This is a genomic window from Aestuariivirga sp., from assembly GCF_965227715.1.
Taxonomy (GTDB): domain Bacteria; phylum Pseudomonadota; class Alphaproteobacteria; order Rhizobiales; family Aestuariivirgaceae; genus Aestuariivirga.
In genome coordinates this window covers 135097-158568 of the sequence record NZ_OZ245771.1, presented here as the reverse complement: position 1 = coordinate 158568, position 23472 = coordinate 135097, and the positions used below count along the sequence as shown (strand labels likewise).

14 protein-coding genes and 1 tRNA gene are annotated in these 23472 nt (G+C 61.7%); 8 read left to right on the top strand and 7 right to left on the bottom strand.

Features of this window, described 5'->3' with window-relative positions:
- Positions 1 to 40: 40 nt before the first annotated feature.
- Positions 41 to 463 (bottom strand): hypothetical protein, encoded by a 423-nt coding sequence (locus tag ACO06F_RS00685; protein ID WP_421694784.1) that lies wholly within the window; start codon positions 461 to 463, stop codon positions 41 to 43.
- Positions 464 to 667: 204 nt separating this feature from the next.
- Here ACO06F_RS00685 and ACO06F_RS00680 point away from each other — a divergent pair, with 204 nt between their 5' ends.
- Together ACO06F_RS00680 and ACO06F_RS00675 are read left to right on the top strand one after the other, a co-directional pair.
- Positions 668 to 1009: a hypothetical protein gene (locus tag ACO06F_RS00680; RefSeq protein WP_421694783.1), complete on the top strand. Its 342-nt coding sequence runs from the start codon at positions 668 to 670 to the stop codon at positions 1007 to 1009.
- A gap of 154 nt (positions 1010 to 1163) precedes the next feature.
- Positions 1164 to 3071 (top strand): S8 family serine peptidase, encoded by a 1908-nt coding sequence (locus ACO06F_RS00675; protein ID WP_421694782.1) that lies wholly within the window; start codon positions 1164 to 1166, stop codon positions 3069 to 3071.
- A gap of 90 nt (positions 3072 to 3161) precedes the next feature.
- Here the strand turns inward: ACO06F_RS00675 and ACO06F_RS00670 are convergent.
- Positions 3162 to 3237 (bottom strand) — tRNA-Lys (locus tag ACO06F_RS00670).
- Positions 3238 to 3310: 73 nt separating this feature from the next.
- Complete coding sequence (gene leuA, locus ACO06F_RS00665; protein WP_421694781.1) at positions 3311 to 4981, bottom strand: 2-isopropylmalate synthase; 1671 nt, start codon at positions 4979 to 4981, stop codon at positions 3311 to 3313.
- A 318-nt stretch (positions 4982 to 5299) separates the two neighbouring features.
- Between leuA and ACO06F_RS00660 the strand changes: the two genes are divergently transcribed.
- The 5 genes from ACO06F_RS00660 (at position 5300) to ACO06F_RS00640 (ending at position 10213) form a co-directional block, all read left to right on the top strand.
- Complete coding sequence (locus ACO06F_RS00660) at positions 5300 to 6310, top strand: ABC transporter substrate-binding protein (protein WP_421694780.1); 1011 nt, start codon at positions 5300 to 5302, stop codon at positions 6308 to 6310.
- A gap of 4 nt (positions 6311 to 6314) precedes the next feature.
- Complete coding sequence (locus ACO06F_RS00655; protein WP_421694779.1) at positions 6315 to 7751, top strand: sugar ABC transporter ATP-binding protein; 1437 nt, start codon at positions 6315 to 6317, stop codon at positions 7749 to 7751.
- Positions 7748 to 8674: an ABC transporter permease gene (locus ACO06F_RS00650; protein WP_421694778.1), complete on the top strand. Its 927-nt coding sequence runs from the start codon at positions 7748 to 7750 to the stop codon at positions 8672 to 8674. The genes ACO06F_RS00655 and ACO06F_RS00650 overlap by 4 nt, the downstream gene beginning before the upstream one ends.
- On the top strand, positions 8671 to 9609 hold the full coding sequence (locus tag ACO06F_RS00645; RefSeq protein ID WP_421694777.1) for an ABC transporter permease: 939 nt from the start codon (positions 8671 to 8673) through the stop codon (positions 9607 to 9609). Before ACO06F_RS00650 ends, ACO06F_RS00645 begins: the two co-directional genes overlap by 4 nt.
- Positions 9610 to 9730: 121 nt before the next feature.
- On the top strand, positions 9731 to 10213 hold the full coding sequence (locus tag ACO06F_RS00640; RefSeq protein ID WP_421694776.1) for a hypothetical protein: 483 nt from the start codon (positions 9731 to 9733) through the stop codon (positions 10211 to 10213).
- A gap of 6 nt (positions 10214 to 10219) precedes the next feature.
- On the opposite strand, the gene ACO06F_RS00635 is transcribed toward ACO06F_RS00640, so the two are convergent.
- Both ACO06F_RS00635 and ACO06F_RS00630 read right to left on the bottom strand, forming a co-directional pair.
- Positions 10220 to 13732: a TonB-dependent receptor gene (locus ACO06F_RS00635; RefSeq protein WP_421694775.1), complete on the bottom strand. Its 3513-nt coding sequence runs from the start codon at positions 13730 to 13732 to the stop codon at positions 10220 to 10222.
- Positions 13729 to 19323, bottom strand: a complete 5595-nt coding sequence (locus ACO06F_RS00630; RefSeq protein ID WP_421694774.1) for an SdrD B-like domain-containing protein — start codon at positions 19321 to 19323, stop codon at positions 13729 to 13731. Before ACO06F_RS00630 ends, ACO06F_RS00635 begins: the two co-directional genes overlap by 4 nt.
- 344 nt (positions 19324 to 19667) lie before the next feature.
- Here ACO06F_RS00630 and ACO06F_RS00625 point away from each other — a divergent pair, with 344 nt between their 5' ends.
- Positions 19668 to 19907 carry a hypothetical protein gene (locus ACO06F_RS00625; RefSeq protein ID WP_421694773.1) on the top strand — a complete coding sequence of 80 codons (240 nt, stop codon included), beginning with the start codon at positions 19668 to 19670 and terminating at the stop codon, positions 19905 to 19907.
- 64 nt (positions 19908 to 19971) lie between these two features.
- Here the strand turns inward: ACO06F_RS00625 and ACO06F_RS00620 are convergent, their stop codons facing one another.
- On the bottom strand, positions 19972 to 22815 hold the full coding sequence (locus ACO06F_RS00620; RefSeq protein WP_421694772.1) for an autotransporter outer membrane beta-barrel domain-containing protein: 2844 nt from the start codon (positions 22813 to 22815) through the stop codon (positions 19972 to 19974).
- A gap of 196 nt (positions 22816 to 23011) precedes the next feature.
- Entirely contained in the window at positions 23012 to 23434 is a 423-nt protein-coding gene (locus tag ACO06F_RS00615) for a hypothetical protein (protein WP_421694771.1), read from the bottom strand.
- Positions 23435 to 23472 lie beyond the last annotated feature (38 nt).

Genomic DNA, 23472 nt, shown 5'->3' with positions numbered 1-23472 from the left:
CTTATGTCGCCTAGTAGACTTGCTTAGTTCCCGTTAGCGCTCACATCGCGAGCGAGAGCTTGGCTCCTGCAATCTCGTTTGATGTTCGTTCAGCTGTTGCCTCGGTCCAGTGCCAGTGCACGGGGCCTTCCTGCGCCAGCGCCCAACGCAGCCATCCGTCGAAGGCGTGGCGGAGCGCCAGCTTGGCATCGGCCAGTGTTGATGCTTCGCCGCAGGTGATCATCACCTCCGGCATGCTGTTGCAGGAGGGTCCTGTGAGAGACCAGAGCCAAACTGATTTACCTTCGCCCGTTGGCGCATGGCTCACGCGGCCAATGCGGACCCCGCCGAGCACGACGGCAGATTGCCCACGGGCCAGCGGGCTGAGAGAAATTTCCTGTGCAATGAAACGCTGTGGGTTGACCATGGTGTGCAAGGCTGTTCTCTCCTTCTGGCGGGAATAGTGCGCGGGCACCTGCTGCATGCAGCCGGGATCACATAACGGGCCACGACGTTGAATGTTCCACCTCCCCTTGCCGCCGCAGCGCCGCTGTGAGAGATTGCCAACAGCGTCACAATCCGCCTTTGCCATGTTTGCAGCGCAATCCGTTCTCATAAGGCAGAGTTGCAGAACCCACCGGCGGACACGCCCGTTCATAAGACTTGCTTCGGCTTCTGGAGAATCCACATGAAAAAAGCGGCATTGCTCGCCCTCACCCTTCTCATTCTGCCCACCTACATGGCAGCCCCCAGCTATGCGGCGCTGACCAACAGCGAACGGCGCTATTGCCAGCGCAAGGCCGAGAACTATGCCGATGAGCGCTCCACCGGCAACGCCGTGGGCGGCGCCATCGGCGGCGCGGTCGTCGGCGGCATCATCGGCGGTTTGGCGGGCGGCAAGCATTCCATCGGCACCGGTGCGGCCGTAGGTGCAGGCGTCGGCGGCGTGGGCGGAGCTGTTCGCGGCAGCCAGCGCTGGAACAACTACTACTGGAAAAAATACAACGATTGCATCCGGAAGTATTACTAAGAGATTTTAACCCATTCCGGCGGGGGCCGCCTGGCAGCAGGCGGCCTTTTCTTCGCATTACAAATACAACTTTTACGGTTTATTGTTTCCGTTTTTAATTCTCCTTCATACCTTTCTGATTTAAAATGGCGCATCTCACTATCTAAGGTGCACCATGCGGCGTATTCTGTTTGCCCTGTCGGCCACACTCTCGATCCTTTTCGCAAATCAAGCTCTTGCATCCGGTACTGAGCGGGTTCTGCTTTCTGCCAGCAGTTCGACCTTGCCCGGAACCGCACAGCCGAAAGCAGACATGCAGACGCTGCGCGCCACAGCTTCCCGGCAGGGGCGCATCAGTGTCATTGTCGGCCTGCGGGTTCCCTTTGCGGCTGAAGGAAAGCTGGACAGCAGCGAGCGCGCCGACCAGCGCCGGGAGATCGCCGCCGCGGGCGCCTCACTCAAGGCGCGCTACGCGGCCACGCTCAGGCGCGCACCGGAACGGTTCCGCACCCTTGGATCTCTGCCCTTCGCGGCCATGGACGTCACCCCCCAGGAACTCGATCGGCTGGCAGCAGATCCCGAGGTCATCAGCATCGTCGAGGATGGCACGCTGAGGACGTCGCTTGCGGAGTCAATCCCGCTGATCCGCGCCAACGAAGCCTGGAGCGCAGGCTTCACCGGACAGGGCCAGACCATCGCCATCCTCGACACGGGCGTGGACAAGCATCACCCGTTCCTTGCCGGAAAAGTGGTCTCAGAAGCCTGCTTTTCAAAGGGGGGCTGGTGCCCAGGCGGTGCGACAGCGTCTGTCTCCCCGGACTCGGGCATGCCATGCCCTGTTGACTGCGAGCACGGAACCCATGTGGCGGGAATCGCTGCGGGCCACGGCGAGAGCTACTCGGGTGTCGCCAAGGACGCCAATCTCATCTCGGTCCAGGTTTTCAGCCAGGACCCATTTGATTCCACCCGCAGCCTCACCTACTTCAGCGACGTCCTCCTCGGCCTCAACCACATCTACTCCCTTCGCGACTCCACCTCAATCGCAGCTGTAAACATGAGCCTGGGCAGCGGGCGGTACCAGGGCAACTGCGACACGTTAATTCCGGCCCTGACCGCCGCCATTGCCAACCTCAGAAGTGCAGGCATCGCCACCATCGTGGCCAGCGGAAATGCAGGCTATACCAATGCCATCAGCTTTCCCGCCTGCATTTCCTCTGCGGTGAGTGTCGGTGCAGTGGCCGATGGCAACTCAAGTGGCGAATGCGGCACCACTGTTGCCGACCAGGTTACCTGTTATTCCAACACCTCCTCCATCCTGTCGCTGTTGGCGCCTGGCTCCGGCATCAAGTCATCCGTGCCAGGTGGCGGCGAAAAAACCCTTGAGGGAACCTCCATGGCAGCCCCGCATGTGGCTGGTGCCTGGGCCTTGCTGAAACAGAAATATCCGACAGGCGCCACGGGCGATCTGCTGCTGGGACTGAAGAACACCGGCAAGATCATCCGGGATGGCCGCGTCACCCTCTACAAGCCGCGCATCGATGTGGCAGCAGCCTTGGACACGTTCCAGCAACTCAGCTTTACCGCGACGGGCGAAGCTCAGGGCGGCGTGAACTTCTCCACGGACGGCGGCACCTCCTCCTGCACGGACGACTGCACGCGGCCTTTCGTGGCCGGAGCCGAAATTACTCTGAAGCCCGCCCCTGTCGCCGGTGCGGCCTTCGTGAGCTGGTCCGGAGCGTGTTCCGGCACCGGTGCATGCAAGCTGATTCTCTCTGGACCCACCGCAGTCACGGCAGAATACAAAACGGCTCCCATATTGACCTTGAACTATCGCAGCAGGGGAAGGGGCACAGGCGGTGTCAGCTTCTCACCAGCCGGCGCGTTTCAAACCTGCACCGGCGCCTGCTCGGCCAGCTTCAGCGAAGGAACCTTCGTGACGGTAACACCCGAGGCTGATACCGGTTCAACCTTTGCCGGCTGGTCAGGCGCCTGCCGCAAAAAGAACCGCTGCATCATCGAAATGTCAGCCGCAAAGACCGTGACCGCGACCTTCAACCCGGCAAAGAAGAAGAAACGGAGGTAAGTGCCACAGCGAACGCACGCAGGCCGGAAGCACCACGCATCCGCGCACGGCACCACCGCGTAGGTCCATCATTCCTGGCATGATCGGGAATGGTGGGCGATGTAGGACTCGAACCTACGACCCGCTGATTAAGAGTCAGCTGCTCTACCACCTGAGCTAATCGCCCGCCCTGTAAGGACGTTCGGCCCCGCAACACCGGGGCCGATGGCGGGCTTAGTACATGGCCCGCCGCCGCCCGTCTACTGTTTTTTGAGCGCCCTGTTGACGCCCGAAACAACCGCCTTGAGCGAGGCCACGACGATGTTCTTGTCTATGCCGACGCCGAACAGGCTGGAGCCGTCGCCCAGGCGCAATTCGACATAGGCAACGGCTGTTGCATTGGCCCCCATGCCCATCGCGTGCTCACGGTAATCGGCCACATCGAAGCTGAGCCCCGACTCCTTCCGGATCGCATCCACGAAGCCGTCGACCGGGCCATTGCCATGGCCGAGGATGGTCTTGAGATTACCGTCCGCCGTGATCTTGGCGACGACATCCTGCTCGGCATGGTCCGTGCTGGCGTTGTGGGAGATGAAGCCGTAGCGGCCATTGCCTTCGAGGTATTCGCGCTCGAAGGCGCTCCACAGCCGGTCTGCGGGAAGCTCCACTCCCTCCCCGTCGGCAATGGCCTGCACCACTTTCGAGAACTCGATCTGGAGGCGCCGCGGCAGCTCGATCCCGTGTTCCTTCTCGAGAATATAGGCGATGCCACCCTTGCCCGACTGCGAGTTGATGCGGATCACCGCCTCATAGGAGCGGCCGAGATCCATGGGGTCGATGGGAAGATACGGCACCTCCCATAACGGCGCGTTGGACGCCGCCATGGCCTTGAAGCCCTTGTTGATCGCATCCTGGTGTGAGCCCGAGAAGGCCGTGAACACCAGCTCCCCCGCATAAGGGTGGCGCGGGTGGATGGGCAGCTGATTGCAATATTCCGCCATGCGCACGAGCTCATTGATGTTCGAGCAGTCGAGGCCCGGGTCCACGCCCTGGCTGTAGAGGTTCATGGCGAGGGTCACGAGGTCCACATTGCCGGTGCGCTCACCATTGCCGAAGAGTGTGCCTTCCACACGGTCCGCCCCGGCCAGCATGCCGAGCTCGGTTGCGGCAACGGCCGAGCCCCGGTCATTGTGCGGGTGGAGCGAAATCGTCAGGCAATCGCGCATCTTGATGTTGCGGCAGAACCATTCGATCTGGTCCGCATGCACATTGGGCGTCGACATTTCAACCGTGGCAGGCAGGTTGAGGATCAGCTTCTTTTGCGGCGTGGGCTGATAGCAGTCGATCACCGCCTCGCAGATCTCCTTGGCGAAATCGAGCTCCGTGCCAGTGAAGCTTTCCGGAGAATATTCATGGCGGATTACATCCTCCATCCCGAATTCGGCTTCGAGCCTGCGGATGAGTGTTGCACCCTTCACCGCAATGTCCACGATCCCTGCCTTGTCCAGCTTGAACACCACGCGGCGCTGCAATTCGGAGGTCGAGTTGTAGAGATGGATGATCGCACTCTTGACGCCCTTGAGGCTTTCGAAGGTGCGGCGGATCAGCTCCTCGCGCGATTGCGTCAGCACCTGGATGGTGACGCCATCGGGGATCTTGTTGTTGTCGATCAGGTGGCGGACAAAATCAAAGTCCGTCTGCGAGGCAGACGGGAAGCCCACTTCGATTTCCTTGAAACCCATCTTCACCAGCGCATCGAACATGCGGAGCTTGCGGTCCGGGCCCATCGGCTCGATCAGGGACTGGTTGCCGTCGCGCAGATCGACCGAACACCAGATGGGCGGCTGGGTGATGGTGCGGTTGGGCCACTGCCGGTCCGGCAGGGAAACGGGCGGAAACGGGCGATACTTCTCGCGGGGGGAAATCATCATGATGTCAGAACTTTCGGATTGCCTGGCTTAGCTGGTGTGGTCGGTCTCGCCCCCGGAGAGCCAAGGCAAATGCCCGGCCGGCCCTCAGGGGCAGCTAAGAAGGAGGCGGCCAAGCGCAAGCGGCAGCGGCGTGGCTGCTGACAAGAACGGGATGTTCCGCGCGTTGGACATGGAAGACCCTATAGAACACCGCGGCACGTGGCGCAACCGGCATGGCTGGATGCCCTCGTCCAACCGGGTTGTAGCGCTCGCAATTCCTGCTAACATATTAGTATGAACCCCCGGAAAGAGGGGTTCCACATTCCGGGAGGACCCAAGATGCTGAAGAAGACACTTGCCTGCACCATTGCGCTTTCTGCCCTGCTCGCCACGGGCGTTGCCATGGCGGACACCAAGGACAAGAAGATCGCGCTGTCCAATAACTACGCCGGAAATTCCTGGCGCCAGGCGATGCTCAAGAGCTGGGACAAGGTGACGAAGCCTGCCGTCGAGGCCGGGATCGTGGCTGCGGCCGACCCCTTCACCACCTCGGAAAATCAGGTGACCGAGCAGGCAGCCCAGATCCAGAACCTGATCCTTCAGGGCTATAACGCCATCGTCATCAATGCCGCTTCACCCGACGCGCTGAACGGCGTCGTCAAGCAGGCCTGCGATGCGGGGATCGTCGTCGTCTCCTTCGACGGCATCGTGACCGAGCCCTGCGCCTGGCGGATTGCTGTGGACTTCGAGAAGATGGGCGCGTCCGAAGTCGAGTATCTCGCCAAGAAGATGCCCGACGGCGGAAACCTGCTCGAGATCCGCGGCCTTGCCGGCGTGTTCGTCGATGACGCCATCTCCAAGGGCATCAACGAGACGGTCGCCAAGAACCCGCAGTTCAAGATCGTCGGCTCCGTCCACGGTGACTGGGCCCAGGAAGTGGCGCAGAAGGCCGTAGCCGGCATTCTGCCGTCTCTGCCGGAGGTCAAGGCTGTCGTCACGCAAGGTGGTGACGGTTATGGCGCGGCCCAGGCCTTTGCGGCCGCCGGGCGCCCCACCCCCACCATCATCATGGGCAACCGCCAGGATGAGCTGCAGTGGTGGAAGGAGCAGAAGGACAAGAACGGCTATGAGACCATGTCCGTCTCGATCGCACCGGGCGTCTCGACGCTCGCTTTCTGGGTGGCGCAGATGATCCTTGACGGCAAGGACGTGCCGAAGGACCTGACCGTGCCGTTCCTGCGCATCGACCAGGACACGCTGGAAGCCAATCTCGCCACCACGGAAAAGGGCGGCGTGGCCAACGTCGAATACACCGCCGAAGACGCTGCAAAGGTCGTCGCAGGCAAGTAAGACCTTGGCATCTGAAGCCATCAGACTGGACGGCGTCGAAAAATCATTCGGCGCCGTCCGCGCCTTGGCAGGTGTCGACCTGGTGGTCGCCGCCGGCGAATGCTTGGGCCTTGTCGGCCACAATGGTGCAGGCAAATCCACCCTCATGCATGTGCTGAGCGGCAATCTGACGCCCTCTGCCGGCACGCTGTCCTTAGGCGGCCAGCCCCTCACGCACGCATGGACGGCCGCCGCCGCACAGGCCGAAGGCGTGCGCTGCGTGTTCCAGGAGCTTTCTCTCTGCCCCAATCTGACAGTGGCGGAGAATGTGCGGATCGTGCACCGCGCGCTCAAAGGCTTCGGCTGGAAGGCGCGGGCGCGCGCCCTGATCCGCCAGAAGCTCGATCAAATCTTCCCCGGCCATGGAATCGATCCCGATGATGAGATCGCAGGCCTCGCCATCGGCCAGCGGCAGATGGCGGAAATCGCCCGGGCTTTCACCGTCACCGAAGGTCCCCTGCGCCTCGTCATCCTCGATGAACCCACATCCTCTCTCGACGCCGTGACAGCGCAACAGCTTCTCGCCTATGTGAAGGCGGAGACGGCGCGCGGCACCTCCATCATCCTGATCTCGCATCTCCTCGGCGAAATCCTCTCCACGGCTGACCGTATCGTGGTGATGAAGGACGGAAAAACCGTGGCGGACCGGAAGGCGGCGGACTTCACCCGCAACTCCCTGGTGGCCGCCATGGGCTCCGAGGCGCGCGAGCACGCGCGTGGGGTGGAGCGCACCGCCACTGGCGAAGCACTGGTCAAGGCCCTGCCCCGCACCGGCGGCACGGCAGCCCTCGAAGCAAGGAAGGGCGAGGTGATCGGCCTCACCGGGCTTGCAGGCCACGGCCAGACCCGCATGCTGCTGCAGATCTATGAGCGCCGCCAGGCACAGGTACAGGGTGCTTCGGCCTTTATCGCTGGCGACCGGCAGTCAGATGGCGCCTTTAATCTCTGGTCCATCGGCCGCAACATCACCGCGCGGTCCCTCAAAGCCCTGCGCAAGGGCGGCCTCATCGACCTCGCGGCGGAGCAGCGGCTGGCCGAAGAGTGGAAGGTTCGCATGGCGATCCGCACGCCGGACGTGAACAACAACATTCTCACACTGTCTGGCGGCAATCAGCAGAAGGCGCTGTTCGCCCGCGCGCTGGCGTCTGACGCCACGATCATTCTGATGGATGATCCGATGCGCGGGGTGGACATCGGCACCAAGCAGGAAGTCTATGCGATGATCCGCGCGGAAGCCGAAAAGGGCCGCACCTTCATCTGGTACACGACCGAGATCGAAGAACTCACCCATTGCGACCGGGCCTACGTCTTCCGCGATGGCGCCATTGTTGCCAGCCTTGCTGCCGGCGATCTGACGGAAGAGAAGGTGCTGCAGGCAAGCTTTGCGGAGCATGCGGCATGAACCGCCGGCTTCTGCGCCAGGCCCTGCCCTTCCTGTCGCTTGCCATCGTGCTGGCCGCAACCTTCTATGTGCAGCCGCGGACCATGAGCTATTTCGGGCTCAATCTGATGCTGCAATATGCAGTGCCGATTGCGCTTGCCACCATCGCGCAGATGTTCGTGATCACCGTCAACGACCTCGATCTCTCCATCGGGCCCTTCGTCGGCCTGGTGAGCTGCGTGGGCGCGACATTGCTGTTCGAGAATCCATTCCTGGGGCTTCTGGTGCTTCTGGTGCTGATTGCCGCCTATGGCGCGGTGGGAGCCCTGATCCATCTGCGCAACCTGCCTTCGATCGTGGTGACGCTCGGCCTCTCCTTCGTGTGGCTGGGGATTGCCGTGCTCATCCTGCCATCGCCCGGCGGCAAGGCGCCGCTGTGGCTCAAGAGCTTGATGGGCGTGCAGGTGCCTTACGTGCCCTTCCCCATCATCGCCGCAGTGGTGATCGGGGTCCTGGTTCATCTGGCGTTGATGCTCTCATCCTATGGCGTCATCGCACGTGGCGCGGGCGGCAACCCCAAGGCGCTGACGCGCGCCGGCTGGTCCATGCTGAAGACCAAGATCGTCATGTATATGCTCGCGGGCTTCTTCGGCGTGCTGTCGGGGCTCGCTCTGCTGGGCCTCACCACATCGGGAGACGCGCATGTGGCGGACCGTTATACGCTCTACTCGATTGCCGGTGTAATCTTGGGCGGTGGCGAGTTCATCGGGGGGCGCGTGTCGCCGCTGGGTGCGGTGGTGGGTGCCCTCACCCTGGCGCTGGCGGGGTCGTTCCTCATCTTCCTCAAGATATCGCCGGACTGGCAGATCGGTGCGCAGGGAGCGATCCTCATCATCGTTCTCGCCCTGCGCGCACTCGTCTCTTACGGGGAGCAGAAGCGATGATCGCCCGAATCCTCCGCCAGCCCTGGGTCTTCTCCTTCGGTGCGGCCATTGCCGTCTGGCTCATCACCATCGCCTATACGCAAGGCCAGGGTGCGGGCGCCATCCTCACCGCGGCCTTTTCATTCGCCACCTTCACCATCATCGTGGGGCTGGGGCAGATGATGGTGATCACCACCGGCCCCGGCAATGTGGACCTGTCGATCCCCGCCACCATCACGCTGTCGGGCGTCGTCGCCATGAAAGTGATGGATGAGGATTCGGGGCGCATCCTGATCGGCATCATCGCCGCGCTGGGGGCGGCGACACTTGTGGGCGTGTTCAACTACGCGATCATCAGGCTGTTGAGAATTCCGCCGATCATCGCCACGCTGTCCTCGAGCTTCCTGGTTCTCTCCACCGCCATCTCCTATGGCCGCGGCATTCGCATCAAGCCGCCGGAGCCCTTGGCGGAATTCGCCACCATGCAGGTTTTGGGCATTCCCGTCATGGCCTTTGCCGTGCTGGCGCTGTCCATCATCATTGCGGTGATGCTCACGCGCACCGTCTATGGCCGCAGTGTGCTGGCCGTGGGCCAGAACAGCCGCGCGGCGTGGCTCGCGGGATTGAACGTCGATGCCACACGCTTCCTCACCTATGTGCTGAGCGCCTTTCTGGCGGGCGTTTGCGGCATCCTGCTTTCAGGCTTCTCGCGCGGGGCGGCGCTAAACATGGGCGAGGAGTTCCTGCTGGCCTCCATCGCCACGGTGGTGATCGGGGGCACCTCGGTCGCCGGCGGCCGCGCCAATGTGCCCGGCATCTGGGGCGCGGCGCTCTTCATGTATCTCCTCGTCACCATGCTCAACACCTTTGGCGCCAGTGCCGGGATCCGGCTGATCCTGACGGGGGTGATGATCATCGGCGTGATCGTTGCGGCGGGCGGAGATGAGCAGCGGTGAGTGAAAGCCACCACCTCGGGCTTTCCCTGTAATCAATTGCGCATGCAGCTGACCCATGCCTAGGGTGCGGCCTCCCGCGCCTCGATTCGCCGCGCGCCAACCGCCAAGAGGACGCCATCACATGCGAGTATATTGGACCGCCCTGATATCTGCCGCGCTCTCTCTTGCCGCAACGGGCGCTCATGCCGCAGAAAGCAAGCACACGCTGAACCTGCACCAGGAAAAGCCGGCACTGACCCATGTCGACCTCGGCGCCACCGGACCCAGCCATGGTGACATGCTGGCCTTTGAAGCGGCCGTCTCCGCGGAAGGCGGCCTCAAGGGTGTGATGTTTGGAATGCTGATGACCGTTGACATTGCAGAAGGTGACGACACCTTCGAAGACCGGGCGGGCCAGATCTTCATCGATCTCGGCGGCGGCAACTCTCTCGCGATTGCCGGTAAATCGGTCTACGCCAACAACAGCAAGGAAATGGACCCGGGTACGCCGCAGATCCGCGCCGTCATCGGTGGCACCGGCACTTATATCGGGGCCCGTGGCCAGATCACCACCACCCGCAATGCTGACGGGAGCTATGAACACAAGGTCGAATTGCTGGACTGACGCCCGTCAGATCTTGCCCACCGCATTCACGAAGAAGCCCTGGTCATCCGCTTCGAGATCGGCCAGGTCATCCGAGTAGGTGCCGAAGTTGTAACCGACACCCACTTCGAAATTGTCGTTGAGCTGGCGGTAGATCGCGGCGACGGCGCCCCAATTGGCGGATTCGCTCGCGCTCTCCCACAGGCAGCGGCCTTCGATCATCAAATCCCACTTCTTGACGACATGCAGATCCGCGCGGAGAACGCCCAGCTGCGCATTAGAGCTCTCCCAGTCGCCATCGCCCGACTCCGGCTTCCACTCGCCAATGCGGATGCCATATTTGCCCCCGATGGTGACGAGCTGCGTGACATCATAGGACGCATCGACCGTGAAGATGCTGCTCATCTGCTCCGGCCCGCCAATCGTCCCCGAAACCGAAACCTGATCGGCGGTGGGCGTATTATAGAGGAAGGTGTATCTGGCCAGCGCGTTGAGCCGGTCATTGTCGACCGGGCGATACGCATAGCCGATCGAGGCCTCGACATAGTTCCCGCCTGCGGTTGACTCCGTGGCATCGGCCACAACCGCATCCACAGAGGCCAGGAGGCGCCAGTCCTCGTTGATGGCATTGCTCAAGCGGCTGGCGAAATAATAGGCGGTGACATTGCCATCATCGATACCGCCGCCATCGTCGAAGCGCACTTCGCCCTTGCCCGAAACCGTCACCCTGTCGCTGGGCGTGTAAACGGCCGTAGCGGAGACTGCGTTGCGGTGGAATTCGGAATTGTCGAAGCCAAGGTCCGCGCTGTCGCCCCAGATCATGCCGGATTCGATCGCACCCCCCAGCTTCCACTCGGGCGTTGGCGTATAGGTCACGCCATAGACCTGGGTCAGGCTCGGCTGGTCCGTGAAGAAATCATATTTGTCCTCGGCATAAACCGAAAGCCGCTCGCTGAAGCCATGCTTCACGCCGGCGATGATTCCGCCCAGATTGTCTTTCTCAGTGGGCGAGAGCAGATCATTGCTTACATAATTGCCGGGATCCAGCGCATAGCCGATGTAATAGCGGTTGGCCGCAACCGGCTCATAATTCAGAAGTGCGCGCGCGCCCACGCCGCCATCGCCATAGGAAATCTCGCCCGTGGCATCGATCGTGTCCGTCAGGGCGCGGCTGCCGCCGATGCCGCCCCGGTTGTTGAGATCCACATTGCCGGTGCGGGCAAGCGTCGCCTGGCCGAAGACATAGACGGACGCCGTATCGCTGAGGATGCGGGTGATCTTGGCCGCCGCATCGGTGCGGGTGCCGTCCACATTCTCGGTTGGATTGTCGATGTCGAGCTGCTGCAGCCCGGCTGCCATCACATAGCCGTTGCCGAGGGCCACGGTGAGGTCCGCGCCGCCCTGCCGCTGGTTGATATCATCATCGGTGATCAGCTGGTCGCCATAGAAATTGAGCGTGACCTTTTCCGAAAGCTGCAGATCACCCTTGAGGCCCAGTTCCTGGCGGTTATCCGTCACCTGCTCGTCCAGGGTGGAAAAGCCCTTCTGCTTATAGGCGTAGCTCGCTTGGAGATCACCTTTAGCGCCGGGGATGAACTCGCCCGGATCAAGCCGGCCGAGCACGCGATAGGCCATCGCCTGTTTGCCCTCGCTGCCCACGATGCCAGGGTCGGTAATGGTGAGGCCGCCATTGATCGATTCCGAGAAGCCGAAGCCCGGCCCTTCGGACATGGCAACTTCCCCTTCGAGGAAGGTCTTTTCAGACTTGTAAAGCTGAACATCCGCACCGGCGAGCTTCTGATCCGCAGCGCCGGTCTTTTCAAGCGCACCGGTCGCACCCAGCCGCACATGGCCGCCCACCCATTGCTGGGCGCGGCCACCATAGACATAGCCATCGACATCGCCAGCAACGGGGGTGAATTCATAGGCGGCAACAAGATATTGGTCATTCCCGCCCAGGGCACCGTCCCGCACCAGCGTTCCAGCATCGACGGTGGAAGACAGGGGCTCTTTGAGAAGCACAACACCCTGCAGATAGTCGATGGTGTAATCACGTCCGAAGACCAGCGTGTTGCGGCTCACCACCCGGCCTGTCACCGGGTTCCTGACCTCGGCATAGAGCGTTTCGGACCCGATCGTCAGATCCTGATGGGTGAGGAAATAGGCCGAGCCCCCGGTGCCGCGGAAAATGTCACGCTGCGGCAATGTGCCGGGCTGGGCGGCATAGGCATGCAGCTCGCCCGTGCGCTCGCCTGAGGGCGCCATCTGATCCGACTTCAGCACCAGATTGGCGCCATAGAGCGCGCGGTCATTGCGCAGGAATTCCGTGCCGCGAATGTCCGTCTTGAAATTGCCCCACACCGCCCGGCTGTCGCCGCGCTCGAGGCGGACATAGAACTTCCCGCTCGTCGGCGCATCTTCGATCGCCACCGAGTCATCGCCATAGACCGGATAATAATCATCGGGATCGATGCGTTTGAGGAAGCTCTTGGGATCCTTGTCGTCCAGCCCGGTGAACAGATTGTCCACCCCCGCTTCGCCCGTATCCGCCGCGGCGGTCAGCAGCCAGGATCCCTTGATCTTTCCCTTCAGGTAGAAGGCAAGGCGGCCCTTGTCATAAACGCCGTCATATTCGCCGGGTTTCACATCCTCGATATGTTTGGAGCCCGTTTTGGAGCCGAGCGTCAGATCCGCCAGGCCGACGTAGAACCATTCATTGGACGGAATATTGATCGACCGGTCGAAGCGCAGGCTTCCGCCCTTCTCGCCCGAGAGCGCCACATTCACATCGGTCTCGCCGATGGGCAGAATGCGCTGGACGACGAAGCTGCCCTCGCCATCAACCGGAATCTCCTCACCCAACACCTTGACCTTCGCACCGCCCGGCACGTTGCGGCCGGCCACGGTTACGGCACCCCCATCCACCTGGATGTTGCGGAACGATGTGTTGTCGTCGCTGTAGCCTGGTGCTGTTGGCCCCTCCTCCTCAGGCTTGGTTTCGAGTGCGGAACGCCGCGCCAGGGTGAGCGGGCGGGTTTCGTCAAAGCGGCCCTTGGCATCATAGACGCGCAGCACATAGGCGAAGTCATTAAGACCCGCCGTCACAGCCGCATCCGGCATGGTCCAGAGGGCCTTGCCCTGGGCATTGACCTTCACCACCGCCACCGGCTCCGCCGGCGCGTGCCGGCCCGTGGCGAAGATACGGATTTCCTGGCGCGCGATGTAGCCCGGGTAGTTGCTGCTGGCGAGGAACTCCACTTCCTCTCCCACCGCGAAGGAGCGGCGGGACGACGTGGTCGCGGCATTGAGGATGGGCTTGGCGTTCAACCCATCATACTTCACCTGAATGTCAGCGCCTTCGAGTGCAACATCCGTCTTGCGCTGCTTGTCTGGCGGCATGGGCGTTCCCGCCACATGCTCGCCATCGACACTGATCGAGAACATTTCAGTGCCACCCGCCTCCTGCGCGCGGAGGGAGGACATGGCGCTGCCGGACATCAGCGCGGCCGTTACCAGGGCCAGGGTGCGGGGAAACCTCATTGTACGCCTCCCACGATGCGCGTCTCGACAGGCAAGTCGTATGACGTCTTCTGTCTTGACCAGCGCGCGATCACATCCTGCTTCACCGCCCGGACGCGCGCCTGCGCCAGTTTTCCGTCCTCCCCGCGATAGGTGATGGAGAGAACGGAGGGCTCCGCCGCCAGCGCGCTCACCAGCTGGTCCAGCCCCTTCTGCCATTTGGATTTGAGCGCATCCGAGCCCTGCTCGAAGACCTGGGCATTAAGATCAAGCTTCACCAGCCGCGAGATGGAGGCGCCGAAATTCAGCTTCACCATTCTGCCCCGCGTGAGCCGCACCCGCCGCGGATTTTCCGTGGTGATGTGGTAGCCCGTGGGCAGCGTGCGCGGGTCAAGCTTCAGAATGAAGTTGGTGCCGATATCCGCATCCGGAATATCCGCACACGGAATGTTGTAGCGCCCGTTGGGGTCTGTGGTGATGAGAAGGCCGTGAACCGTCGCAAGCCGGACGGCGGGAAGGCCCGGCTCGCCCTGGTCCTGGTAGCCATTGCGGTTCTTGTCATCGAACACCTTGCCGATGATGTCGGTGCAGTCGAACACCGCTTCCGACAGGATGGTGACAGTGGCCCGCGCCGTTGCCACAACCGCCCCCGTCTCCGGATCGATGAGCTGCGCCTGGTTGACGGCGGGGCCCGGATTGACCGAGGCCGTGACAATGAGCGTGAGCGAAAGCTTGATCGCGCCCTTTGCATCCGGCACGAGGCCGGTGAAGGTGAGCTTCCGGCCTTCGATCCTGGGCTTCACCGCCTGTCCGTTCGATTTGGCACTGTCCGCCACAAAGGCGAAGCCAGGCGGCATCACGTCCACGATCACTGCGGGATTGAACGGTGAGTCCTTGACCTTGATCTCGTAAGGAACCTGCTCGCCACGCTTGGCGGCACTGATGAGCGCGGTCTTGGTGATGGCGTTCTTGTCGATAACAGCAACGACGGGCGTTTCCGTCGTCGCCGACACCGGCTTTGGCGTCTGGTCACTCACGGCGGTTGCAACATTGATGACGTTGCCCGCCTGAACATCCGCAATCGTCACGGTGAGGGAGCCGGTCAGAACGCAGCTGTCATTGGGCGCCAGCGTTGCGCAGGTCACAGATGAGGGCGTGATGCGGCTGTCCGCGACCACGACATTGGTGAGTGGAACTGTCCCGCTGTTGGTCGCCGTCGATTTATAGGACAGCGTGTCATTGAGGGTCACGGAGCCGCTGTTGTCCGCATCTGTGTGGCCCGTCACCTCCTTGGCGATTTCAAGCCGCGGCAGATCGACGGTAACCGGCACGCGCTGAGACTGCGCCGAGACAGGCTGGGCCGATTGGCTCGCCTCACCTGTCACACTGGCCTGGTTGAAATAACGCCCGCCATTTTCGAGGGGCGGCAGCGGATTGGTGGGGAACACCTGCAGGCCGAAGTCGATGGTGCAGTTCTGTTTGGACTCGATGGTGAAGGCAGCGGCGACAGTGGCCGCGGTACTTCCATCGAAGTCTGAATTCAATCCGCCGCAGCTTCCTGAGGGCGGTGCCCAAATCTTGTAGCTGCCAGGCGTGGCCAGGCCCGCATCATAGCTGCCAAACTGCGGCGCAGCACCTGCGAGCACATCTGTCACCACGACATTGGCGATCTCTTCCAGGCTCGGATTGGAGAGCGTGAGCCGGAAGCTGACGTTGAAGGTTCCGTCCGCATTCACCGTGGGATCGCCAAGGCTCTGCTTGGTGATCGTGATGCTTGCCGCGCTCGGCACCAGAGCAAAGTCATAGCTGGTCTGGGGCGCAGCCTTGGTGAGGTTGATGCCGGTGACCGTCACCGGGCCGGAGACGGTGCCACCTGCCGTGCCCGGCGTGACGATGCCATCGGAAAGTTCGAGATCGGCCGGAACCGCCCCCCTCACGAGCGTGTAGCTGCCCAGCAGCAAATTGCTGAACAGGTAGGTTCCGTCCGGCGACGTCACCACGGGAACGGGCGCGGCGCCTGGACCTCCGGTGCCCGTCAGCGTCATGGTGATGCCACCAACGCCCGTGTCACCGGGGTCCTGGACACCATTGTTGTTGAAATCCCGGAAGACGGCCCCGGCGAGAGATGCGGCACCGGAGACTTCGACCCGGCCCAGCTTGAAATCATTCGTCTCGTCGACGTCGGAGGACAGGGTGGAGACCGTCGCCTTGTTGTCGAAAGTCTGCGGCAGGCTGCCGGAGAATGCGTTGATCTTCACCGGCACGGTGACAGTCAGCTCTGCGCCGTTGGTCATGGTGCCGAAGGCGCAGTCGAAAGACGATTCTCCCGCAGCACCTGTGCAGCTGAGTTCAGTGGTGGAACCGTTTGTCACAACCGGCGTGGGTGAACCGGTGAGGACCATGCCGGCAGGCATTTCGTCTCTCAGTGTGACCACATCGGCATCGCCCAGCTGAAGCGCGGGATTGAGCGGGTCCTGGCCGGGGCGGTTGCGGACCCGGATCGTGTACTGGAATTCTTGCCCCAGCCCCACCGCTGCCGGATCCGCCGTCTTGGAGACGACCTCCATGTCAACGCGGGAGACCACGATCGATGTCGTGGAGCTGTCATTGTCGCTGGTGCTGCTTTCCGCGTCGCCGGGGTTTGTGAGTTTGACGTGAACTTGGTTGACCGGCGTTGAAACGCGTGTGCTGCGCAGCGTGATGGTGAAAAGCTTGGATCCGCTGGTTCCGCGCGCCAATGCGGGAATGGCGCATGTCACGAATTGGCCAGTGGTGGCAGCGCCTGCGGCAGGCGCCGTGCAGGTGATGCCCGCTGGCGCGTCGTAGGACACGAAAGTCATGTCCGGCGGCAGCGTGTCCTTCATCTCGACATTGCTGGCGTCGGATCCGCCGAAATTGCTCACCCTTATCGAGTAGATGATCGGCCGGGTGACATAGCTGAGATGGGGATCGTCGGATTTCTGAACGTTGAGATTGGGCAATTGGCTGGTAACGGAAACATCAGCCGTTGCAGTGTTGTTGTCGGGTGTCGCATCCGTATCCGCGAAGACTTCGACGAAATTGGTCACCGGCCCTTTGTTCGCAAGCTCCAGCTCCGGGCGGACGGTAATTTGAATGGTCCTGGAGCCAGCCGTAATGATCCCGACATTGCAGCTGACGAGAGTTCCGCCCCCATCTGCCTCGGCAATGGGCGCAGTGGTGCATTGAGCCGGTTGGCTGGTCGAGACGAACGTCATGCCTTTCGGCAGCCTGTCCTCGAACCTTGCGTCTGCGGGGCCCCTGTTCGGGGAGGCGATGCGTGAGGAAATACTGTAGACGAGTGTCTGTCCCGCTTCGACCGTGGCCGCAGGAGACGCTGACTTGACGACAAAGACGTCTGGCTGACTCCAGATCTGATAGGGCAGGATGAACTGGTTGTTGAGAAGGTCCGGGTCTGACGTATCCGACGAGACGCTGGCGGTGTTGGTCGTGTTCGTGATGGGAGTGCTGCTGTTGCCAGTCTGCCTCACACTCAAGGTGATGACCGGGCAGTTCACATCCTTCTCGCAAGGCGGAAGTGATGCCATGCTGCATGAGAACTCTCGGGTGGTGGGGTTGACTGCTGTTTGCCCGCAGCTGACCCCCGTGGCATTGCCGGGAGAGATTGAATAGGCGATCGCGGCATTGCCATCGGCAAGCCTGCTGAACACATCCGTCACCTTCACCCCTTGGGCGTTGGTGGACGTGCTCAGATTTTGCGGTTGGAGCTTGAATTCCGTCAGCTCGCCCCACAGCGCTGGACTGCTGGTGATGGTTTTGAAAACGGTCACGTCAGCGGAAATTGTTTCGGTGGTCCCGCTGCCGGTGAACGTCGCATGATTGTTTTGAATGTCGGGATCAGTATAAATCGGACCGCCCGGCCCCGGCGCGACATCCAGTTCGTTCGTGAAGGATCCGGCCGCCACCACCTCCGCGGTGATCACCACCGGCGGGGCCGTCTCGAAGGAGTTCAGCGGGCTGGTGGTTGTGTAGATGCGGGAACAATCGATCGTCGATCCCGCCGGCACATTGACCGGACCGGAGACGACAGGCCCTGTATTGTTGATTTTACAGCTCCAGCCATTGCTGGCGATATTGGTGGCCCTGAGATTCGCCGTCAGCCTGTCATGTAGTTCAAGCGTGCCGACAAAGGCGTTGACCGCTGTGTTGTTGATGGCGGTGATTTCGAAGGGAAATTGCGTTCCTGCTGGGGCATTGTTCGTAGGGGGAAGCACGGGCGCGGTCTTGCTGGCCTTGAGGTCAAGCTCCAGTCTCTGAATGCTCACGGAATTGGTGCCCTCGGCCGTTTGCAGGCCCGAACCGCTGAGTTGGGCGATGTTGGTCGGGTCGTTGTTTGCGCCAGGGGTTTCGAGGAAGTTGGCCCTGGCGACGATCTGAATCGTCCCAAGCGAGCCGCCGCGGGCAGCGGTGAAATCCGAGCGGCGGCAGACAATGGTCTGCGCAATCGGATCGCAGCTCCATCCGGCGGAGGGTGTTCGGCTGATCGGCGTGAAATTGGCGGGGAGCGTATCGGTGACGGTCAGCTCAACGCCTGGCGCCTGGCCGGAAAAACTGGGCCTCAGCGTGAACGTCACCTGGGACTGATCGCTGAGGACCGTATTGGGCGTCCGGGATTTCGTGATCTTCAGCGTGGTGCCGGGATTCACAAGCGTGGTGACCGTGTCCGAGGCAATCGTCGCCGCATCCGACCCCTGATTACGGACACTGGCCGTGACATCAACCGTGGAGTTCGGGCCCCAGACCGATGCGGTGAAGGCGAGGTTTCGCGTGGTGCCGGCAGGAAAGCTCCCCGGATAGCTGCAGCTGTATCTGTGCTCTGCCTCCACATCAGGCAGCCCGACGAGGCTGCAGTTGGAGGGAACTGACGCAATCTCAAGGCCAGCCTCGAAGACAACCTCCACAGCGGAATCGATCGCCGCATCCGGACCATTGTTCTTGACGGCGAAGGAATAATTGACGGGCGCACCCGGATCGACGGTGCCGGGGGAACCGGTGCCGGTGATCTCGAAGACGGCCGCAGACGACACGTTCAAAGTGAGGCTTACGGCATTGGGAGACAGGTCAACGCCCGAGACGGGAACCTTCAGGCCAATCGGAATCGCACCTGGCGTTCGTGCCGTAAGCGTCAGCACCAGGTTCGCGGCAAGTGTGCCTCCGAGCGAAGGTACGTCACAACTGATCCTGTCATTGGCGGGATCGAGCGGCGTGGTGGGATCCGGCGTGGACGTCAGGGCGCAATTGGCGATGGGCGGCGTGCTGGACGACGTGCTTCCTGCAAGTGTCAGCGCACCCTTTGGAAAATCGATGTAGAGCTTGTTTGCAGGCGATGTTGAATTGCCGCCGTTTGTGACCGCCACCGAAATCTGCGCGTTGGTATTGAGATCGACCGCATTGTCGAGATTGACGAAATTGGCGCTCAGGAGCCAGTCGACCGCCGCCTCTGCAGGCTGGGCCATGGAGAGCGCAGCCGCCCAGCTGATGGCAAAAATGGCAAGTCCCAGCTGTGCGAAACGCCGCCACCGCCAGGCAAAGCGGCCGCGCGGGCCTTCCAATTGTCCAACACGTCCGTTCATGCCTGTCTCCGCCTAAGGTGGAGCTGGGCAACAGTTTCCCGTCACGGAAACGCTCGATTTCCGTTTATCCCCCGGCCCCTTGTCATGCGATCTGTCGCCGTCTCTTCCGCGTGAAAATCACGACTCAGAGATGAGGAGATCACCGATTTGGGACACAGAAATAACGAAATGGTAGGGTCCGTCAATCCTTACGTGTAGGTAGAGTGATGATTCATGATGAATGAGGATCATCCTGGTTGATCCAGCTTTGCCATGATCAGGGCGCAGCGGCACCCTCCGGAGAAGATTGGCGGGCGCTGCTGATCGGGCTATAGCAGTGCTTCTGGATCGACACGGAGTTTGAGATGAAAGCTGCAGCCCTGGGTTTGGCTCTGTTTGCCATGAGCGTTCCCGCCCTCGCCGGACCCTGCGATGAGGACATCAAACGCGTGGACGCCGCCCTCACGCGCACCGATCTTTCACCGGACGTCAGGGCGCAGCTTCAGGACATGCGCAACCAGGCGGAAAAGCTCTGTCAGGCCGGAAACGAGGAAGAGGCGGCAGACGTGCTGGCTGAAGCGAGTTCGATTCTGGAAGGTCAATAACCACCATTGAAGGGCTGGCGTGCCGGACTTTGCAGGGCATACGCCAGCCAAGGAAGAGCGCCCGTCAGAAGGCGATGCGCATGCCCACGGTCCCGTTCCAGGATTGCTCGCCATCACCCCCGACGGCTGTGCTGTAAGTCAGCTCACCGTGAAGGTGGAGCGGCGTTTGTTCCGTGCCCCAGTGAAAGCCGCCCCCGGCCTCGATCGCGCCGCCGGTCTGGTCGATTTCCAGTGGTGTTCCGCCCACGGATGTTTGTGCGTCATCACCAAAATCCTGCCAGTAGTTCAAGATGCCCGTCAAGCGTAGCGGCATGTCATTGTAGGTGCCGGCAGCGGCATCCAGCGCAAGCCCAAGACGCCCGATCGGCGTCGTCTGGTCTTCGAAGGACACTTTGGTGCCCGAGGCGTCCGTGAAGCTGTCGGTATCCGTGCTCACCCAAGCAAATTGCGCCTGCGGAACGAGTTTGACGGACTTGGAGACCGCGAATTCGCGACCCGCTTCGAACGACACATAATAACCATTGCCATTTGTGTCCGCCGAGCCAGTCCTGCTCTCGGTCGAGATATCATAGCTGTTCCAGGCACCAACCGCTTCGACGTAGAACCTCCCGGCGTCGAGGCCGATCGAACCGCCAAGGCCCCAGGCATCGGCTTCCGAAGAGCCAGCCGCGCTGTGGTTTGTCTCGTTTTTCGCATTGCCGGTAAGGCGCCCGGTCTGGCCGAAGAGGCCGGCCGTCACGAGATAGGATGAAGTCTCGGCGACGGCGGCGTCAACGCCGCCCTGCACGCCCGCCGTATCAGCCTCATAGGACAGCTTCTGGTTTCCGATGCTGGCGGGGCCGCCCTTCAGCTGGCCGTCGCCATCCGCCCACTGGCCGATGGCGCGGATCCACACATTGCCGTTGGCATTTGGGTCACCGCCTGCAAGCGTGGTCACACCAGAGGCCGCCACCGCGTCCTCACCTGTGGCCCTGGCCCGCACCCATGATCCCGTCCGTTCGAAATGGGTGGCGATGGTTTGCCTGCCGAACTGGTCCAGCAGCTTGCCGAGTGTGGGATAGAGCGTGCCGCTGTCTGTCATTTCGGTTGGCGCGAACTGCCATGTGCCGCCATCAAGTTGCAGGGCATAGGAATAGGCACCGAGATCGAAATCCGCCGCCGTGAAATCTCCTTCGCGGGTCGCACCATCGACATGGACCACCTCGATCGGCACGCCCGTGGTGTTCTCGCCGAGGAAATTGGTGACGATCTGCGTGGGCGCTCCCAGCACATCGCCAGCAATGGCCATGCGGTCCGCAGTGTCGCCATCGATCTCAACGAGGAGTTGGCCGCCGCCCGTATAGTTGCCGCCAACCGACAGCACATCCGCCGCAGTTCCGTTCTGCAGATTGATCGTGCCTGCATTGGCAAGCCGCCCGGTCACCGCATGCGTGCCAGACACCAGCTGTTCATAAACCGAGCCGGAGCCTATCGACAGATTGCCGGTGAGGCTGAGGGGAGCACTGGCCTTGAGATAGGCGCCGCCGGTCAGGAACAGGCCTGTCGTGGCATCGGCAGGGTCGCCCACTGCAATGGCGCCATCGCTCAGCGTCAGCCCGCCGCCTGCGAGCGTCAGCTTCTCCCAATTGAGGAGCTTGGTTCCGGTGGTGGTGATGGTTTTGCCATTGATGCTGAGCTCATCGATATAGGTATCGGCAACAAGCGCATCGTCACCGCCATCGAGCAGCTGGCTGCCGTCATAGCCCGCGGCAATAACCGTCACGAGGTCGGATCCAAGTCCGCCGTTTATCGAGGTCAGGCTGCCGGAATACCAAGAAATTTGGTCATTGTCCTCATTGCCGGAAACGGACCCCACCTGCGGCCCGCCGGATGACGCATTGCCACTCTTGCCAATCTCGATGATGTCATTGCCTGCATTGCCGAACACAGATCCACTTTGCCCTGACCAGAGCTGCATCGTGTCGTTTCCACCATTGCCCTCTATACCGCCCACCACTGTCGCGCCGTCGAGGGTAATCGTATCGTTTCCCTCGTCGCTGCCACCGAGATCGCCCGAAACATTTCCCCCCACGATCCCGGACTTCAACAAAATCGTATCGGATTGCAGTCCACCAACAAGAAAGTTTTGGACCGTTGCTCCGTCCAGCGTGATGGAGTCCACACCCTGGCGGCCATCCACCCAGAACATCGTCGCACCGGCCTTCAGGAGGATGGTGTCGTCACCGGTTTCCCCATTTACGCCGCCCTGGATTTCCATGATCACATCTGCGGAGCCCGACCCGACCGTAATATCGTCAACGCCGAAGCCGCCGATATAGCCGGTCGTCGTGTTATTCGTCGGCAGCAAAATCCGCCCGGATCTCAGAACGGCGGTGTTGGAGTAATTCGTGCCTCTGACCGCTGTGTCCGCGCGGACAATGCCATAGACCGTCGTCCCGTCGAGCAGGATATGATCGTCATCATTTTCACCCGATACGGTCGAATTATAATCGGGGGAGCCGATCTGTCCGCCTCTGAGTTCAATGATATCGCCGCCGTCGCCACCGGCCACGTTGATGGACGACTGATTGACGACGGCCGCACCGGTGACCGTGCCGCCGTTGATGCGGATTGTATCGACCCCGCCGCCACCCTTGACTCTGAAGAGAGTCCCGCTGTTCACATCGATCGTGTCGTTGTCACCTGCACCGTCAAGATCAACGATTCCGGTCGTCAGCGTGTCGTCGCAAACGATAATGTCGGGATTGGGCGTTCCTTGTTGGTTGCAATCGGCGAGAGCGGCGCCGGGGGCGGCAGCAAGCCCAATCAAAACCGTGCCGAGTGCCGTGGCCGAAACCCGATGGCCCCGCCGCCGCACCCGATCGGACCCGTTCTCATGCCAGTGGATGCCAAAAGAAGTATACTGCAAGACCCGCCCCTTCCGAACTGTCGATCTGGGCGGTGCAAATCACCAGGATTCCTTGCCCGCCCTTCCGTTACAGGCAGTCAACACACTCTTAGACGAAAAAACAATCTATAATTATCTTATGTAATCTCTTGCAGTTTCGGCCAGTCGAAAGAAAGGGAGTGGAGAAGGCCGCATACGGCCCAGTGGCGCGGGCGTTTTATGGCTCGAAGGCGAGCACCGCGAGGATGATGGCGGCGAGGGCCGAGATCCACACGCCCGAGACCAGAAGTTCCATGCGCGAATAGAGGGATTGGTCACCCGTGCGCCGCATGCGGCCCGCCGTCATGCGGGCCAGGCCGTGGCATAGGGTCAAGAGCACCACGAAGCCCATCTTGACCACGAACCAGCTGTTCGGCTCATCGGCCGGTGGCAGGCTGAAGAACAGGCCGAGGCCGGTGATCCAGATGGCGAGGATCACCACATCCGCGATGCGGGCCAGCACCCGGCGCAGGAAGGCCAGCGCCTCGCGCCGCTCCCCCGTTTCGCCCGCCGCAATGCGGATATTGATATAGTTGGCGATGCTCATGCCCGTTCCCGTGGCAATGGCAATCAAATGGGCGATGAGCAGAATTGTCTTCATCAGCGCGTGGCCCTCCCCTGGCCGGTCCGGCTGCCGTC

What these genes read in the sequence shown, in the direction of transcription:
- ACO06F_RS00685 (WP_421694784.1), bottom strand. Translation starts at nt 463, where the DNA reads ATGCAGCAGGTGCCCGCGCACTATTCCCGCCAGAAGGAGAGAACAGCC.
- ACO06F_RS00680 (WP_421694783.1), top strand. Translation starts at nt 668, where the DNA reads ATGAAAAAAGCGGCATTGCTCGCCCTCACCCTTCTCATTCTGCCCACC.
- ACO06F_RS00675 (WP_421694782.1), top strand. Translation starts at nt 1,164, where the DNA reads ATGCGGCGTATTCTGTTTGCCCTGTCGGCCACACTCTCGATCCTTTTC.
- leuA (WP_421694781.1), bottom strand. Translation starts at nt 4,981, where the DNA reads ATGATGATTTCCCCCCGCGAGAAGTATCGCCCGTTTCCGCCCGTTTCC.
- ACO06F_RS00660 (WP_421694780.1), top strand. Translation starts at nt 5,300, where the DNA reads ATGCTGAAGAAGACACTTGCCTGCACCATTGCGCTTTCTGCCCTGCTC.
- ACO06F_RS00650 (WP_421694778.1), top strand. Translation starts at nt 7,748, where the DNA reads ATGAACCGCCGGCTTCTGCGCCAGGCCCTGCCCTTCCTGTCGCTTGCC.
- ACO06F_RS00645 (WP_421694777.1), top strand. Translation starts at nt 8,671, where the DNA reads ATGATCGCCCGAATCCTCCGCCAGCCCTGGGTCTTCTCCTTCGGTGCG.
- ACO06F_RS00640 (WP_421694776.1), top strand. Translation starts at nt 9,731, where the DNA reads ATGCGAGTATATTGGACCGCCCTGATATCTGCCGCGCTCTCTCTTGCC.
- ACO06F_RS00635 (WP_421694775.1), bottom strand. Translation starts at nt 13,732, where the DNA reads ATGAGGTTTCCCCGCACCCTGGCCCTGGTAACGGCCGCGCTGATGTCC.
- ACO06F_RS00630 (WP_421694774.1), bottom strand. Translation starts at nt 19,323, where the DNA reads ATGAACGGACGTGTTGGACAATTGGAAGGCCCGCGCGGCCGCTTTGCC.
- ACO06F_RS00625 (WP_421694773.1), top strand. Translation starts at nt 19,668, where the DNA reads ATGAAAGCTGCAGCCCTGGGTTTGGCTCTGTTTGCCATGAGCGTTCCC.
- ACO06F_RS00615 (WP_421694771.1), bottom strand. Translation starts at nt 23,434, where the DNA reads ATGAAGACAATTCTGCTCATCGCCCATTTGATTGCCATTGCCACGGGA.